This window comes from Bradyrhizobium sp. Leo78, assembly GCF_059512425.1.
Genome location: NZ_JCAMOT010000004.1, coordinates 1 through 15,731, shown reverse-complemented (window position 1 = coordinate 15,731; position 15,731 = coordinate 1). Strand labels below are relative to the sequence as shown.

General features: G+C 64.2%; 15 protein-coding genes. 10 read left to right on the top strand and 5 right to left on the bottom strand.

Annotated elements, in window-relative coordinates; genetic code table 11:
- Positions 1-76 precede the first annotated feature (76 nt).
- The 6 genes from AC5ZG1_RS06640 (at position 77) to AC5ZG1_RS06615 (ending at position 5,376) form a co-directional block, all read left to right on the top strand.
- A complete protein-coding gene (locus AC5ZG1_RS06640) occupies positions 77-691 on the top strand; it encodes a LemA family protein (RefSeq protein ID WP_130222848.1) in 615 nt (204 codons plus the stop codon).
- Between the two features lie 20 nt (positions 692-711).
- The gene (locus AC5ZG1_RS06635; RefSeq protein ID WP_496132342.1) at positions 712-1,608 is read left to right on the top strand and encodes a TPM domain-containing protein; all 897 of its coding nucleotides are present in this window, start codon (positions 712-714) and stop codon (positions 1,606-1,608) included.
- 1 nt (position 1,609) lies between these two features.
- Positions 1,610-2,107, top strand: a complete 498-nt coding sequence (locus AC5ZG1_RS06630; RefSeq protein WP_496132341.1) for a TPM domain-containing protein — start codon at positions 1,610-1,612, stop codon at positions 2,105-2,107.
- Between the two features lie 325 nt (positions 2,108-2,432).
- Positions 2,433-3,458, top strand: a complete 1,026-nt coding sequence (locus AC5ZG1_RS06625; protein ID WP_496132340.1) for a hypothetical protein — start codon at positions 2,433-2,435, stop codon at positions 3,456-3,458.
- A 161-nt stretch (positions 3,459-3,619) separates the two neighbouring features.
- Positions 3,620-5,182, top strand: a complete 1,563-nt coding sequence (locus AC5ZG1_RS06620) for a hypothetical protein (RefSeq protein WP_496132339.1) — start codon at positions 3,620-3,622, stop codon at positions 5,180-5,182.
- Positions 5,183-5,214: 32 nt separating this feature from the next.
- The gene (locus AC5ZG1_RS06615; RefSeq protein WP_496132338.1) at positions 5,215-5,376 is read left to right on the top strand and encodes a hypothetical protein; all 162 of its coding nucleotides are present in this window, start codon (positions 5,215-5,217) and stop codon (positions 5,374-5,376) included.
- A 187-nt stretch (positions 5,377-5,563) separates the two neighbouring features.
- Here the strand turns inward: AC5ZG1_RS06615 and AC5ZG1_RS06610 are convergent, their stop codons facing one another.
- Positions 5,564-6,208, bottom strand: a complete 645-nt coding sequence (locus AC5ZG1_RS06610) for a glutathione S-transferase family protein (protein ID WP_496132337.1) — start codon at positions 6,206-6,208, stop codon at positions 5,564-5,566.
- A 115-nt stretch (positions 6,209-6,323) separates the two neighbouring features.
- Between AC5ZG1_RS06610 and AC5ZG1_RS06605 the strand changes: the two genes are divergently transcribed.
- Entirely contained in the window at positions 6,324-6,920 is a 597-nt protein-coding gene (locus tag AC5ZG1_RS06605; RefSeq protein WP_245474497.1) for a TetR/AcrR family transcriptional regulator, read from the top strand.
- A gap of 238 nt (positions 6,921-7,158) precedes the next feature.
- Here the strand turns inward: AC5ZG1_RS06605 and AC5ZG1_RS06600 are convergent, their stop codons facing one another.
- Together AC5ZG1_RS06600 and putA are read right to left on the bottom strand one after the other, a co-directional pair.
- Entirely contained in the window at positions 7,159-8,364 is a 1,206-nt protein-coding gene (locus AC5ZG1_RS06600; RefSeq protein ID WP_496132336.1) for a CaiB/BaiF CoA transferase family protein, read from the bottom strand.
- Positions 8,365-8,726: 362 nt separating this feature from the next.
- Positions 8,727-11,735 (bottom strand): bifunctional proline dehydrogenase/L-glutamate gamma-semialdehyde dehydrogenase PutA, encoded by a 3,009-nt coding sequence (gene putA / locus AC5ZG1_RS06595; protein WP_496132335.1) that lies wholly within the window; start codon positions 11,733-11,735, stop codon positions 8,727-8,729.
- Positions 11,736-11,847: 112 nt separating this feature from the next.
- On the opposite strand from putA, the gene AC5ZG1_RS06590 reads away from it, so the two are divergent.
- Positions 11,848-12,312, top strand: coding sequence for an Lrp/AsnC ligand binding domain-containing protein (locus AC5ZG1_RS06590; RefSeq protein ID WP_496132334.1), 465 nt, complete (start codon positions 11,848-11,850; stop codon positions 12,310-12,312).
- 99 nt (positions 12,313-12,411) lie between these two features.
- Positions 12,412-13,062 (top strand): hypothetical protein, encoded by a 651-nt coding sequence (locus tag AC5ZG1_RS06585; protein WP_165435029.1) that lies wholly within the window; start codon positions 12,412-12,414, stop codon positions 13,060-13,062.
- A gap of 117 nt (positions 13,063-13,179) precedes the next feature.
- On the opposite strand, the gene AC5ZG1_RS06580 is transcribed toward AC5ZG1_RS06585, so the two are convergent.
- Positions 13,180-13,380, bottom strand: coding sequence for a cold-shock protein (locus AC5ZG1_RS06580; RefSeq protein WP_028161742.1), 201 nt, complete (start codon positions 13,378-13,380; stop codon positions 13,180-13,182).
- A 124-nt stretch (positions 13,381-13,504) separates the two neighbouring features.
- Here AC5ZG1_RS06580 and AC5ZG1_RS06575 point away from each other — a divergent pair, with 124 nt between their 5' ends.
- Positions 13,505-13,702 carry a hypothetical protein gene (locus tag AC5ZG1_RS06575; RefSeq protein ID WP_130222832.1) on the top strand — a complete coding sequence of 66 codons (198 nt, stop codon included), beginning with the start codon at positions 13,505-13,507 and terminating at the stop codon, positions 13,700-13,702.
- A gap of 3 nt (positions 13,703-13,705) precedes the next feature.
- On the opposite strand, the gene AC5ZG1_RS06570 is transcribed toward AC5ZG1_RS06575, so the two are convergent.
- Positions 13,706-15,442, bottom strand: a complete 1,737-nt coding sequence (locus tag AC5ZG1_RS06570) for an adenylate/guanylate cyclase domain-containing protein (protein WP_496132333.1) — start codon at positions 15,440-15,442, stop codon at positions 13,706-13,708.
- Positions 15,443-15,731 lie beyond the last annotated feature (289 nt).

Sequence of the window (15,731 nt, the reverse complement as noted above, 5' to 3'; positions counted from 1 at the left end):
GCCCCGGAATGACGAAAAGATGCGCCTGCGCGCCCGATCTGCTACTCTAGCGCGAACGCAGACCGGGAGAATTGCGATGCGGAAATTTTGGAGCGTGCTGGCGGCGCTGGCGACATTGAGCCTGACCAATTGCGGCTACAACGCGATCCAGTCCAATGACGAGCAGGTCAAGTCGAGCTGGTCGGAAGTGGTCAACCAGTATCAGCGCCGCGCCGATCTCGTGCCCAATCTCGTCAATACTGTGAAAGGTTTTGCGCAGCAGGAGAAGGACGTGCTGCTCGGCGTCACCAATGCGCGCGCCAAGGTCGGCAGCATCCAGGCAACGCCGGAAGTGCTGAACGACCCCGCCGCGTTCCAGAAATTCACGCAGGCCCAGGGCGAACTCACGGGCGCGCTGTCACGGCTTCTGGTCGTGACTGAGAACTATCCCCAGCTCAAGTCGGACGCGCTGTTCCGCGATCTGGTGTCGCAGCTCGAAGGCACCGAGAACCGCATCACGGTGGCGCGCAACCGCTACATCAAGGCGGTGCAGGAATATAACGTCGGCATCCGCACCTTCCCGACCAACCTCACCGCGATGCTGTTCGGCTATAAGGAGAGGCCGAACTTTACGGTCGAAAACGAGAGAGAGATTTCGGTGGCGCCGAAGGTCGACTTCAATCCATCGCCTTCGCCGGCGCCAGCGAAATAATTCAACGCGATCCGCTTCCGATGAATGCTGCACGCGCCATCCTGCTTGCGCTGCTGGTGGGCTGGATTTTTCCAGCCTTCGCAGACGTCGCGGTGCCGCCGCTCACTGGCCGCGTCGTCGATACGACGGGAACGCTATCGCCCGGCGACATCGCCTCGCTGACGCAGACGCTCGAGGATCTCGAGAAGCGTAAGGGCAGCCAGATCGCGGTGCTGATCGTGCCAACCACGGGCGAAGAGACCATCGAGCAGTTCTCGATCCGCGTTGCTGAAGCCTGGAAGATCGGCCGCAGGAAAATCGACGACGGCGCGTTGCTCGTCATCGCCAAGAACGACCGCCATCTGCGCATCGAGGTCGGCTATGGCCTTGAAGGCGTGCTCACGGATGCGACCACAAGGCGCATCATCGACGAAGTCATCACGCCGAAATTCAAGACCGGCGACTTCGCTGGCGGCATCGCAGCCGGCATCAACCGGATGATCCGCCTTGTCGACGGCGAACAGTTGCCGGCGCCGGAGCCCGAACCTTGGCAGGAGCACGACGTCTTCAACCAGATCGATCCGTTCAATCCCTTCGTCATCGTCGGAATCTTCGTGCTGGGCTCGTTTCTGCGCACGATGCTCGGGCGGCTGCTCGGCGCCGCCGCCACCGGCGGCATCGTCGGCTTTTTCGCCTGGATGCTTGCAGGCTCAGCTGCCGCCGCGGTGCTGCTTGCCATCATCGCTGTGGTCGTCACCTTAGTCGCCGGTAGCTGGGGCTGGGGCGGTCCGGGCGGTTATCAGCGCGGCGGCTGGCCGGGCGGCGGCTATGGCGGCTCCTGGCCCGGCGGCGGCCGCGGCTCCCGCGACAATGGGGACGGCGGCTTCAGCGGCAGGGGCGGCAGCTTTGGCGGCGGCGGTGCATCGGGGAGCTGGTAGCATGGACATCCGGCGCATCTGCAGGCACCTCGTCGAACACCGCTGGCGGACGCGGCGTCTGTTTCCGCCGCGCGTGCTCGACGCAATCGAACAGGCGATCAAGGCGGGCGAAGCCACCCATTCCGGCCAGATCCGTTTCGTCGTTGAAGGTGCGCTCGACGGCGTGCCGTTGTTGCGCAATCAGTTGGCGCGCGAGCGCGCACTCGATGTGTTTGCGCATCTGCGCATCTGGGACACCGCACACAATAACGGCGTGTTGATCTACCTCCTGCTCGCCGACCGCGACGTCGAGATCGTCGCGGACCGCGGCATCCACGCCAAGGTGGGCGCGGACGGCTGGGAGGCGATTTGTCGCATAATGGAAGAAGATTTCCGTGCCGGCCATTTCGAGCGCGGCACGATCAAGGGCATCGAAGCCGTCTCACGCGAACTCGCCAGGCATTTCCCGCCGCAGGGCCGCGGCCCCAACGAACTGCCGGATGCGCCGGTGGTGATGTAAGTGGCGGTCATTCCGAGGCGCGAAGCGAACCCGGAATCCATTTCGCCAGAGGTGTATGCGGCCTGATAGATTCCGGGCCTGCGCCGAAAGGGGGCGCATCCCGGAATGACGGCGGCGACAATCGGCGTCTCGATACCGCCGCAGTTCCAGTCATGTCCGGTTCATCCGGACTTCCTCAAAATTGACGTCATCTGCTTCACAGTCAGTGATGCACGTCGTGATGGCCCGGAAAGTTCCTTAAAATTTCGGTAAGACCTCCAGCCAGTAACGATTTCGCAAGCAATAAAAGTTACCAAATTGTCAACCTAATCTGGAGACTTTGAACGTGAGTGAGCAAGAGCGCGCCCCGATCCAAGCTGAAGCCGGCGCCAGCGGCGCCGGGCCGGCCGCTCCGTCCGCCGCAAGTGAGCCGGTGTCGGCGTCCGCGTCTTCGGAAATCGCAGCCAACCAGGAAGAGACGGCGCCCAAAGCGGACGCTCCCAAGTTCGAGGCGCCCAACTTTGAAGCGCCCAAATCCGACACTCCCAAGTTCGAAGCCGTCAAGGCAGAAGCGCCCAAGGTCGAGCCAACCCGGATCGAGCCGGCCGCAGCAGAAGCACCGCGCACCCCCGGCAAGCTCATGATCATGTCGCCGGGCGAGCGCATCTGGGACGACGAAGGCGTGGCCGCCAAGCCCGTCAATGACGAGCAGCCGGCATCGTCGGGCAAGCGCCGTTTCGCCGCAATGGCGGCAGTCGTCGCACTCGCGACCGCGGCAGGCGCCATCGGCGGCGCGCTCGCCACCGCAGGCCTCGGCTATTACACCAAGCCCGCGACGGCAGCAGTGGTAGTGCCGCCGAAGGACACCGCGCTCGAAGCCTCGCTCGCGCGCATCGATGCCGATGTCACCGCACTGAAAGCCGGGCTCGAGCACGCCTCCAAGACCGGAACGAGCCAGTTCAGCAAGACCAATGATCGCCTCGACAAGCTCGAGAAGGCGCAAGGAGAGCCGGCCGCGAAAATCGCCAAGCTCAGCGAGACCGTCGAGAAGCTGAAGGCAGCTTCAGCCGCGCCGGCCGCGGTTGCCGCGGCTCAGCCCGCTGCGGCCAAGGACGTGACCGGGAGTGTGACGCCGCCGGCGACCACGGCGGCTGCCGCGGCTCCGAAGCCCGAAGTCGGCCGGCTGCCGACCGTGGACGGTTGGGTGCTGCGCGATGTCAGCAATGGCGGCGCACTGATCGAAGGCCGCCGCGGCCTCTACGAGGTCTATGCCGGCGATCCCGTTCCCGGCCTCGGCCGCGTCGACGCGATCCGCCGACAGGACGGCCGCTGGGTGGTCGTCACCAGCAAGGGCCTGATCGTCGCGCGCTAGTTTGCAGCTCTCGTAGCCCGGGTGGAGCGCAGCGCAACCCGGGACGCCTGCATCAACGAGTGGTCCCGGGTTACGCTATCGCTCCACCCGGGCTACGTCCTCACCGCGATGTGAGCCGGGTTTTGACTTGAATACGCCCCTCAGCGCGGTGTTAGTGGGGCATGAGCCGTGCGCTGCGTTTCCTCACGATCCTGCTCGCCCTGTTGTGCGGCGCCTTGGCGCGCGCCGCGCAGGACGAGGCGCTGGAACGCGGCACCGCAATCACCGACCCATCAGTGCTCCGTGATCTCGATCACGGCAGGTTCGGTCTCGCCCACATGCTGTCGCCGCAGCGACCTGTCGATCTTCCACTCGACAACGCCGAACTGTTCGCGCTGCCGTCGATGGCGTCGATCCGCGCCGCGCTCGACCGCGAGTTCGATCGCTACATCGCAAAGCACAAGCAAGATCTTCCGAACGAAACCATCGGGGTCGGCGACGGCTTCGCGTTCCAGCTGTTCGATCGCGCGCAGCTTTACTCAGCCACGACGCGCTTCGTGCTGGCCGGCATCGTCAACCGCATGGACCGCGCCTATGTCTCACCCGAAAGCTGCGGCGAAATCCGCCTGATCTATCGATTGACACGCGTGGATGCGCCTGTGATCGGCGAGAACGCGGTCTCGCAGCGCCTGCCGATGACGCTCAATCTGGTCTTGAGAGCGAAGGGCGAAGGCGCGCGCGATCGAAACGGTGCTGCGATCACTTGCCGCGAGATTGCGCGCCGCTGGCTTGCCATTAGCGACGTTTCGTCGGCGGAGGAGGGCGGACTTGAAATGCTCGCCGGCAAGGATGGTCCTCTCGACTTGATTGGGTATGAGAATATCAAGCAGATCGAGACCAATCTGCAGATCGCCCATGCGCCGAAATCGCCAACCCGCGATTTCCGCACCGACTATCTCTTGAAAGTGTTCAACTATGTCAGCGACACTGGCCGCTTCGAGGAAGCGCCGCTGGAGAACCAGATCGATCGCGACCGCATCCTCGCCGATGAAAACCTGAAGCAAGAATTCAAGAGCTGGCTGCTCGATCCCAGGCATTTCGCCGAGCTCGACCGCGGCACGATCCTGATCCCGGAGAAATTCCTCGCCAGGGCTGCGATCGCGCCGACACCTGTTGGCTTCGACCTTTCGGAACTGCTGCCCGAATATGGGATGATGCGGGCTGAAAGCAGCTCGGCTGCATTTGATGACAATGATGTTGTCGGTGCGCTGAAGAAGGCGGCGCAAGACGGCACCAGGTTGCAGAACATCGGCTCGGTCGCGGGCTTCGAACGCCGGCTCAACGATATCACCTGCGCCGGATGCCACCAGACTCGCGGCATCGGCGGCTTCCATTTCCCCGGTGTCGACTGGATGGCGGCCAAGCCGTCGAACACGACGGTGGTGCCGGCCTCGCCGCATTTCTTCGGCGACCAAATCCGCCGCCGCGACATCCTTTCTGCATTTGCCCGCGGCGCGCAGCCGGACTTCTCCCGTGGCTTCTCCAACCGCCCGCAGCTACGCGGCAGCACCGAGCTTGCCGGCACCGAATATGAAGACGGCTGGGGCGCCCATTGCTATCAGCAAAGCGCGAAGCCCGCCGACAACGACCCGAGTTTTCAGAGCTGGACCTGCGCCGAGGGGCTCGCCTGCCAGGCCGCCGGCAAGACCTCGCGCATTGGCATGTGCTTCATCAAAAGCCCGTAAAGCCATGCTATGTTGACACTCGGAGGCCGCCCATGAGCGCATCCGACGACAAAGACCGCAACCGCGAGATCGCCGAGAACGAGGCCGAGCGGCAGATGATCGGCGCCGTCCGCGTCAGCACCTGGGCTATCGCCGTCACCATCATCATCGCCGCGATTGCCGCCGGCATCGTCTGGGCGTGGCTCAGCCGCTAGAGTCTTGTAGCCCGGGTAGCTCTGCGGACGCCCGTTGATGCGCCCTCTCCCTTGTGGGAGAGGGCAGCTCTGAGATCGGCAACGAACTCACTCGGGTGAGGGGTTCCCTCCACGCGCACAGTGCCCGCGGGGACAACCCTTCATCCGGCGCTTCGCGCCACCTTCTCCCACAAGGGGAGAAGGGATCTCACGCGCAGTGCTTCAATCGCTTCCCCGGCAACAGATCGTAAGCCGACTTCCAACCCGGAAGCGCCGCGATGCGGCCTAGCCACGCATGAATGGCCGGATGGCTCTTGGCGAACTCATAGCCGGTCTCGTCGCTCGGATAATGCAGATAGGCCATCATCGAGAAATCGGTCACCGTCGGCCGCTCGCCGAGCACGAAGGCTTTGTCCTGCAGATGCCGCTCGAGGATGCCGAGATAATCGTCGATCCGCCCGCGCAGAAACTTCAGCACATCCGGATTCGGCGACGGCATGAAGGTGCGCTGGAAGCGGTAGGTCGCCATGTAGCCGGTGAGCTTGTGATTGTCCCAGAACAGCCAACGCAGCAGCTCGAACTGTTCCTGCGCATTGCCGGCGCCAAACCGGCCATATTGCTCGGCGAGCTTCAACAGGATCGGCGCGGTCTGGGTCAGGCGCATGCCGTCCTCCTCCAGCACCGGGATCTCGCCCATCGGGTTGACGTTGGCGCGCCATTCCGCAGTCCGCGTCACGCCGCCGCCGAAATCGGTCCACACGCCCTCGAACGTCTCGCCGCACAATGTCAGCATCAGCGCGAGCTTGTAGCTGTTCCCGGACTCCGGGAAGTAGTGTAGCCGGTAGGCAGGCATAGGGCGCTCCTGTTCGTTGGTCCGACTTGCCAGCACAGGCTACGATACGTACAATTCGAAAAACAGAACATTTGTTCTGTAGGCGGTGCAGGGCAGCAATGCAACAGGAGTCACATTGGCGAGAGAGGCCGACCAGGAGATAAGCGCGCGCGAGCGTCCGCTGATGGAGGCGACCCTGCGTATCATCGGCCGTTCCGGCATCGATCGCGTGACCCATCGCGCGGTCGCGGCCGAAGCCGGCATGTCGCTCGGCGCCGTAACGCATCATTTTGCCACGCGCGATATTTTGGTCGACGCAGCGCTGCGCTTTGCATTGACGCGCGAGGTCGGCCGGCTGCAGGCCTTGGCGCTCAGCTTGCAAAGCAAGGCGTTCGATGCCGAAGCCTGGATCGAAGAACTCGTCGGCTGGTACGGGCAGGAACTGAAGACGCAAGCGGACATTCACATTGCCTGCTATGAGGTGTTCCTGGCCGCCGCACGCAGCGAGCGCTACCGGCCCATCGTGGCCGAATGGTTCGACACCTGGCGGCAAAGCTCCGAGCTCGCGCTGCGCGCAGCCGGCTCGATGAGCCCACGCGCGCATGCCGAGCTGTTCGTTGCCGCGCTGATCGGAATCCTGCTGCAGCAACTCGCCATCCCGCGCCGCAACTTCCGGCAGGAGACCAGGGCGGCGCTGCTCGAGTTGGTCGAGGGACTGATCGGGAAGGAGTAGGGCCGCGTCAATGTCGCGTCATTGCGAGGAGCGATAGCGAGGGAGCAATCCATGCTTGCCACTGCGGAGCTATGGATTGCTTCGCTTCGCTCGCAATGACGGAATGCTTCGCGTATCACTCTCTCCGTCATGGCCGGGCTTGACCCGGCCATCCACGTTCTTCTCTCCCTGAGGAGCAAGGGCGGGGATGCCCGGGACGAGCCCGGGCGTGACGACGTGGTAGGTTCGGGGGGCTAATTCACGCCACCGCGCCCGCGGCACGCAGCTTCCTGATATCGGCCTCGTCATAGCCCGCCTGGCGCAGGATCTCATCCGAGTGCTCGCCGACTTCCGGGGGCTTGCGCGGCTGCACCTTTTTCTCGCCGTCGATGAAGATCGGGCTGTTGACGGTCAGCATGGTGTCGTTCTCGAATCGCACCAGCACTTCGTTCTCGATCATCTGCTTGTCGGTTGGGATATCGTCGAGGATGCCGACCACGCCGAACACGAGACCACTGCCGTCGAGGATCTTGCGCCACTCGGCGAGGTCGCGGGTTGCGAAGACTTCGTCGAGGATCTTGATCAGTTCCACCGAGCGGGCATGGCGGCCGGCCTTGGTGGCGAAGCGTTCGTCGGCAACGAGGTCCTCGCGGCCCAGGCAGCGCGCCAGCGTCGGCCATTGCCGTTCCTCGTTGAGCAGCGACAGGATGATCCAGCGGCCGTCCTTGCACTTGTAGTGGTTGGTCACCGCGTTCAACGCCTCTTCGCGCGGCTTGCGCTTGGAGAATTTCGCGCCGCAAAGCTTTGCCTGCGCCAGCACGCTGTTAGCCCAGACGCCGTTCGCCATCAGATTGGTCGAGACGTGCGAGCCCTTGCCGGTGCGTTCGCGCTTGAACAGCGCGGTGACGATCGCGCCGTAGAACGCCATCGCGCAGGGGTGGTCGCCCATGCCGGCGACTGAGCGCGCTGGCGTGGTGTCCTCATCTGCGCGCACCAGGTCCATCAGGCCGGAGCGCGCCCAATAGGCGTTGCTGTCGAAGCCCGGCTTGTTGGCTTCCTCGCCCTTTTCGCCATAGCCGGTGAAGGAGGCGTAGATCAGGCGGTCGTTGAGATGGGCGAGATGATCGTGGGTGATGCCGAGCTTGGCCCGCACCTGCGGCGGCATGTTGGTGATGAAGACGTCGGCTTCAGTGACGAGCTTGTACAGCACCGCCTGCGCCTCCGGCTTGGTGAGGTCGAGCGCCAGGCTCTTCTTGTTGCGCGCTTCCAGGAGCCAGGCGAAATTGTGCTCGGTGTGGGGATAGCCGGGCAGGTTCGGCAGGTTGCGGTAGGGATCGCCGGCCCCGGGCGGCTCGATCTTGACCACATCGGCGCCGAAGTCGGACAGCACGGTCGCGGCCGCCGGCGCCGCAATGAAGCTCGCGCAGTCCAGAACCTTCAAGCCTTCAAAGATGCCTTTTTCCATCGTGCCGTCGCTCCCGTGACGTTTGTTGCTGTTGTTCATGAGGCGGAATTACCGCTGCCGATGATCCCGAGGAAGCGACATTTGACCTATCTGGGGTGGGGGATGCAACGGCTGTTTCGGCCGTCATTGCGAGGAGCGGAGCGACGAAGCAATCCATGCCTCCGCGAGCATGGAGAGATGGATTGCTCCGCTTCGCTCGCAACGACGTGGAGAGAGCCGCGCATTCCAATCTATCCCCGAGAGCGCGGAGCGCTCGTCTCGAAGGGCAAGGGCCCCGGCGGGGCCTCATGGTTCGAGACGCGCTGCGCGCTCCTCACCATGAGGGGCGGACAGCGGTGCTAGCCCGTCATTGCGGCGTTGGCTTACTCCCCGCCCGCCAGCAGCGCCGCATTGCCGCCGGCTGCCGCCGTATTGATCGTCACGGTCTGCTCGGTCGCAAACCGCGCCAGATAATGCGGGCCGCCGGCCTTGGGCCCGGTGCCGGAGAGACCGCAGCCGCCGAAAGGCTGCACGCCGACGACAGCGCCGATCATGTTGCGATTGACGTAGATGTTACCGACCGAAAGGCGCTCGACGATATCCTCGACGGCGTCGTCGATGCGCGAGTGGACGCCGAGCGTCAGCCCGTAGCCCGTCGCTTCGATCGCACGCAGCACGTCATCAAGATTTTCCGCGCGATAGCGCACCACGTGCAGGATCGGGCCGAACACCTCTTCGGTGAGCTGGCTAGCGCTCGCCAGTTCGAAGATATGCGGCGCGACGAAGTTGCCCTCCGGTGCAGTGCCGGCGAAATGCACGCGCGCCTCCCGCTTCATCCGCGCGATGTGCGCATCGAGCCGCTGTTTTGCCTCCGCATCGATCACCGGTCCGACATGGGTTGAGGGATCGGTGGGATCGCCAAGTTTCAATTCGCGCGCCGCGCCCGCGATCATCTCGATCGTGCGGTCGGCGACGTCGTCCTGGACGAACAGCAGCCGCAGCGCCGAGCAACGCTGTCCGGCGGAGCGGAACGCCGAGGTCACGACATCGTCGGCGACCTGCTCGGGGAGCGCGGTGGCATCGACGATCATCGCATTGATGCCGCCGGTCTCGGCGATCAGCGGCACGATCGGGCCGTCCTTGGCGGCCAGCGTGCGGTTGATCGATCGCGCGACTTCGGTCGAGCCGGTGAAGACGACGCCTGCGATGTCAGGATGCGCCACCAGGGCCGCGCCGATCCGGCCGTCGCCTTGCACGAGCTGCAGGGCGGAAGCAGGCACGCCCGCCTCGTGCAATAGCGCGACTGCCTCAGTTGCGATCAACGGCGTCTGCTCGGCCGGCTTTGCCACCACCGAATTGCCTGCCATCAGCGCGGATGTCACCTGGCCGAGAAAGATCGCCAATGGAAAATTCCACGGCGAGATCGCGACGAAGACGCCGCGGCCGCGCAAGACGAGCATGTTGCTCTCGCCGGTCGGTCCCGGCATCGCCTCGCCGTCGCCGAACAGCTTGCGGCCCTGCGCGGCGTAGTAGCGGCAGAAATCGGTAGCCTCCCGCACCTCGGAGAGCGCGTCATCCAGCGTCTTGCCGCCTTCGCGCTGCAGCAGCGCGATGAAATGCGCGGCACGTTGCTGCAACAGCTCCGCGGCGCGTTCGAGGATTTGAGCGCGCGTCTCGGCCGGCGTACGGCTCCAGCGGGCAAAACCGCCGCGCGCCGCGGCGACTGCGGCATTCGCTTGTTCGGGCGTGACCTCGCTGCTGGCAGCCGTCGGCACTGTTTCGGCGTCGACCGCCGTCAGCAGGCCATGCAGCGCGGCGCGTTCGCCGAACTCGATCCCGCGCGAATTCTGCCGCTCCGGCCGATAGAGATCCTGCGGCAGCGGGATGTTCGGATGGCGCGCATGCTCTGCCGTGCCGATGATGTCGGCCGGCCGGCGCAGCAATGTCTTCACGGGCACCGCTTCATCGGCCGCGAGCGCGACGAAGGACGAATTGGCGCCGTTCTCGAGCAGCCGTCGCACCAGATAGGCGAGCAGGTCGCGATGGCTGCCGACCGGCGCGTAGGTGCGATAGGCGATATCGGGGCGATCCTTGGCAAGCTGCGCATAGAGCGCTTCGCCCATGCCATGCAGGCGCTGGAATTCGAAGCTGCTGCCGTCGCCGGCCAGCTCCAGGATGGTCGCGACGGTGAGCGCATTGTGGGTCGCGAATTGCGGAAACAGCCGCGGCCGCAACGCCAACAGCTTCCTTGCGCAGGCGACGTAGTTCAGATCCGTCATCGCCTTGCGGCTGAAGACCGGATAATCGTCAAGCCCGCGCTCCTGCGCGCGCTTGATCTCGGTGTCCCAATAGGCTCCCTTGACCAGCCGCACCATCATCCGGCGGTTCAGGCGTTGCGCAAGCTGACTGGCATAGTCGATCACCTCGCCGGCGCGCTTCTGATAGGCCTGGATGGCGAGGCCGAAGCCGTCCCAGCCGGCAAGCGCATCGTCGGCAAATGCCGCGGCGATCACGTCGAGCGACAATTCCAGCCGGTCGGCTTCTTCGGCGTCGACGGTGAAGTTCAGGTTGAACGCCTTGGCCTGCCGCGCGAGTTCGACCAGCCGCGGCACCAGCTCACCCATCACGCGGCCGTGGCTCACCGCCTCGAAACGCGGATGCAGCGCGGAGAGCTTGACGGAAATGCCGGGCCGGTCGGGCAGGGGACGGCTGTCCGCCGCGCGCCCGATCGCCTCGATTGCACGCGCATAGGAATTGAAATAGCGCTCGGCGTCCTCGGCGGTGCGCGCGCCTTCGCCGAGCATGTCGAAGGAATAGCGCGGTTTCTCAGCCGACTGCGAATGCGCCCGCGACAGCGCCGCCTCGATGGTCTCGCCGAGAACGAAGTGGCTGCCCATCAGCCGCATCGCCTGCCGCGTGGCGGCACGCACCGCCGGCGCGCCAAGCCGTTTGGTCAGCCGCCCGATCGTGCCCTGCGGCGTTTCGCCCGGCTGGATCACGCGCGCAGACATGCCGAGCGCCCAGGCCGAGGCATTGACCAGGAACGCGGTCGATTTGGTCTCGTGATTGACGAAATCGCCTTGGCCCAGCTTGTCCTCGATGAACAGGTCGGCGGTCCGTGCATCCGGCACGCGCAGCAGGGCTTCCGCCAGCACCATCAGCGCCAGGCCCTCCTTCGTCGAGAGCGCGAATTCCCGCAGCATGTCCTCGATGCCGCCCAGCGGATCGTCATTGGTGCGGATCGCCTCGATCAGCCGCGTCGCGGTGGCGTCGATCCGTGCTTCCTGCGCCGTGCCGAGCCGCGCATCGGGCAGCAGCCGCGCCGCGATCGCGACATCGTCCGGCGCATAGGCCGCGCTGAAAGGTGGAAGAGAAGCGTATTCGACCGGCATGGCGTTTTCCTCAGACCCACCAAGACTCTACTTCCATCCGAACCGTATTTCGATAGACATATTCGTCCATATGCCTTAGAAAATAAGGCAATACAACTATTATGGTTGATACATGACGGATTTAGATAAAACGGACCGCAAAATCCTCGAAATTCTGCAGGACGACGGCCGAATCGCCAATGTCGAGCTGGCGGAGCGCATCGGGCTGTCGCCGACGTCGGTCGGCGAACGGCTGAAGCGGCTGCAGCGCGAGGGATTTGTCGAGGGGTTCGGCGCCCGCCTCAATCCGCACCGGCTGGGCCTCGGGCTGCTCGTGTTCGTCGAGGTGATGCTCGACAAGACGACGCCCGATGTCTTCGAAAAGTTCGCGCGCGCCGTGCGGGCCGCGCCTGAGGTCCTGGAGTGCCACATGGTCGCTGGCGGCTTCGATTATCTGGTGAAGGCGCGCGTCGCCGACATGACCGCCTATCGCCGCTTCCTCGGCGAGAGCCTGCTCGCGCTCCCCGGCGTGAAGGAGACGCGCACTTACGCCGTGATGGAAGAGGTCAAGCGTGACGCGCCGCTGCCGGTTGCGTAACGCGTTCGCTCGCAAGATGTGATCCACAGCTTCCCTGCTGCCATATTGGCAGGACGAAGAGGCCGCGCTAATCCTCAGGGCCTCTTTGGGGCAGGGCGCATGAGCAACAACAATCAGCTAGGAAAAGGCGGCACACGCGCAACGCTCGCAGGCGTCTGCGCCGGCCTGCTGGCACTCTTTGCGTATCCTGCGGCTTCCGCCGAGATGAGCGCGGCGGTCGAGGCGCTCTACACGTCGGTGTCGATCTATCCCCCGTCGGCGAACGCGATGACGGTCTGCTACGGCTTCGTCTGCCGGCGTCGCGAGACCCTGGATTTCAGCGCCGCCGACCGCGCCGCGCTGACGCAGATCATGAATGCGGGCCGCGCCTCCGCGGCGGCCGAGCGTGCTGCGGTGCAAAAAGCGGTGATGTGGTTCGACCGCCGCATGGGCCCGATCATCGGCACCGACAAACGCGTGGCGAAGGCCGATTTCCGCTATTTCGACGACAAGCACAATTACGATTGCTGGGACACCACCCGCAACACCACGAGCCTGCTGCTAGTCCTGCAGCAATGGAATCTATTGAAGCACCACATCGTCGGCGATCCGCATTACCGCGGCAACACGCTGGTGCTGCAGACGCCGCACAACACCGCGGTGCTGGTCGAACGCGCCACCAAGGTGGAATGGGCCGTCGATCTCTGGCCGCGTGGCTATCTGCAGCCGCCGGACGTCATGCCCGTCGCCCAATGGGTCACGGAGGACTGAAAGTGGCCGACGCGCAGATGCGCGCGCTCAGCTCCTTGTGAACGCTTCCCTCTGGTGGAATTTGTTTGGACGTCACCCCCAGACGCATCCCCGAGAGTGCGACCTTTGCTGGGTATCCTAGACTTTCAAATTCTCCGCCGATGTCCGGCCACGATTGGCGATCTCGTCGTACTCGACCGACTGCCCCTCATTGAGCGTCGTAAGCCCGGCCTTCTGAACCGCTGAGATATGAACGAATATGTCCTTGCCACCCGATGAGGGTTGAATGAATCCGTAGCCCTTGGTCGGGTTGAACCATTTAACAGTACCTTTAGCCATTCACGTCGTCTCCGGCGGAAAATCAAATAATTAAACGAACGTGCCGGTCCCCGCACACCCCGGCATGTTCGCAAGGCGCAGGATAACGCAGATTGCGTCGCGCTTGGTAGGGCAAAGCTCACGCGTGATTTTGGCAGAAACACGCCGTTTCGCGGCGCTTTTGCGCCCTTTTGCCTATTTACCGTTCATTCCCGTGGAAAAGATCGGCCAATCGCGGCAAGTCTCGGGCATCTGGCGCGGCCGCAGCTTCGTGAGTCAGCGCTCACTATCTGTGCATGCCGACGTTGACGATGCGGCAGCGGCCGCCGCGATTAGCAGATGATAGTCAGGCCGCGACCACCTGATCGCCGCTCGCCACCGCAGATAGCGTGCGCGTGTCGTCGACCGTGCGCACGGTCATCGGCTCGTTGCGGCCGCGGATCGCGACTTCCTGTTTGGGTAGCGCATCGGCGGCCAGCCCTGCCGTGATGCGCACCTCCTCCGAGAAGATGGCTTCGCAGCCGAGCAGCTTGGTCATGTCCTGCAATCGCGCCGCGACATTGACGGCGTCGCCGAGCGCGGTGAACACCATGTGGTCGCGATAGCCGATGTCGCCGACGATCACCTCGCCGCCATGGATGCCGATGCCGAAGCGGATCGGCTCGGGCAGGTCATGGCTCAGGAATTCGTTCAGCTCCTCAATGTTCTTGCCGATCTGCGCCGCCGCACGCAGTGCCTGCCGGCAGGCCTGCTGGCGGCTGCTCGCGAGTCCGAACAGCGCCAGCATGCCGTCGCCGACGAACTGGTTGGGCTGGCCGCCGCTCTCGATCACTGCCTGCGACACCGCGCTGAGGAAGCGGTTGACGATGAAGACGGTGTCGAACGGCAGCCGCGTTTCCGCAAGTTGCGTCGAGCCGCGCATGTCGACGAACAGGCTGACGAGATAGCGCTCCTGCCCGATCCGCGTCGGGTTCGACGCATGCGCGTTGGCCGACATCGTGTGCGGGGTGAAGAGTTGGAAGAAGGAGAGGTCGGTGGTCGGCTTGAGCTGGCAGGCGAGCCGGACCGAGGGATCGGTCGATCCGACGCGGCCGAGCACGAAGGCCTCGCGCGGCGAAGGCTCGGGCAGCATGCTGCAGTCGCCGATGATGCGGATGCGGCAGGTCGAGCAGCGCGCGCGGCCACCACAGACCGAGGCATGCGGCACGTTGTGGCGCAGGCTCGCCTCCAGTACGCTCAATCCCTTGGGGACCCGGACGGTGCGGCCATTGCCGTAGGACAGGCTGATCATGCCGCCGCGCCGCTCAAGGATGGCGCGTCCGCCGCGCGCGAGCAGCACCAGGGCAAGCAGGCCGACATAACCGATCGTAATGCCGCTGGTGATGCGGTCGAGCATGTCAGCCTGCTCCAGCGTACCGACATGTTGCGCTGACAGGTTGTCGTGCCGCCACGCGGGATCGGTGCTGTCGGCGATCACGGTGCGTCCACCCTGGTAGACGCCGAGCAGCGCCAGCGTCGGGATCAGCACGGCGGCCGCCAGTAGAAACGGCGCCGCGCGTCTGAAGAAGCGGCGCATCCTCAGCCAGAAATATAGCCCGATGCAGCCGTGCACCCAGGCGATGACCAGCACCGCGAGCATCGGCCACAGCCTCTGCTTCGCGCCGACGAAGAATATATAGAGTTCCTGCGGATACAGCTTCTCGTGCCCGTACAGCGTATGGCTGAGCCGCACGCCCACGATATGGGCGATGATCAGGAAAGGGATGCTCAAGCCCAACAGCAGCTGCAGCGGCTCGATCGCCTTCCAGCCGAACTGGCGGCGCTGATACAGCGCCCAGATGCCGAGCCCGGAATGCACGAGGCAGGCGCTGTAGAAGATGAAGGCGATAGGTGGGAATTGCCAGAAGGTGGTGTGCCACTCGACGCCCCAGGCCAGTGCGTCCAGTGAGATATTGCCAAACGCGTGATTAAGGAAATGGCTGACCAGATAAGCGAACAGAATGGTGCCGCAGGCGAGCCGAACCTGCCGCAAGCCGATGCCGCGGAAAAATTCTCGTAACTGCTGGCGCGCAGAGGTGGCCATGTGATCTGTAGCTACTATCGTCAAATCTAATGCCTTATTCCCTGCCAAATACCATCGCCGTCCCGACCTCGTGCCGTTCCATTATAGTCGTATAACGTATAATGCCTCCGCGCTCTCAAGTCCGCCTCTCCCCTTGTGGGAGAGGCCGGATTGCGGTCCTAACCGGCTACATAGGTAACAGAATAGACCGGCGACATGGGTAACAGGTCAATTGATCGGCAAGGAGGAGCTTGCCGATGGGTTGGATGGAGACCTGTGCTGTGGATGAACGGATGCGGTTTGTGGTGGC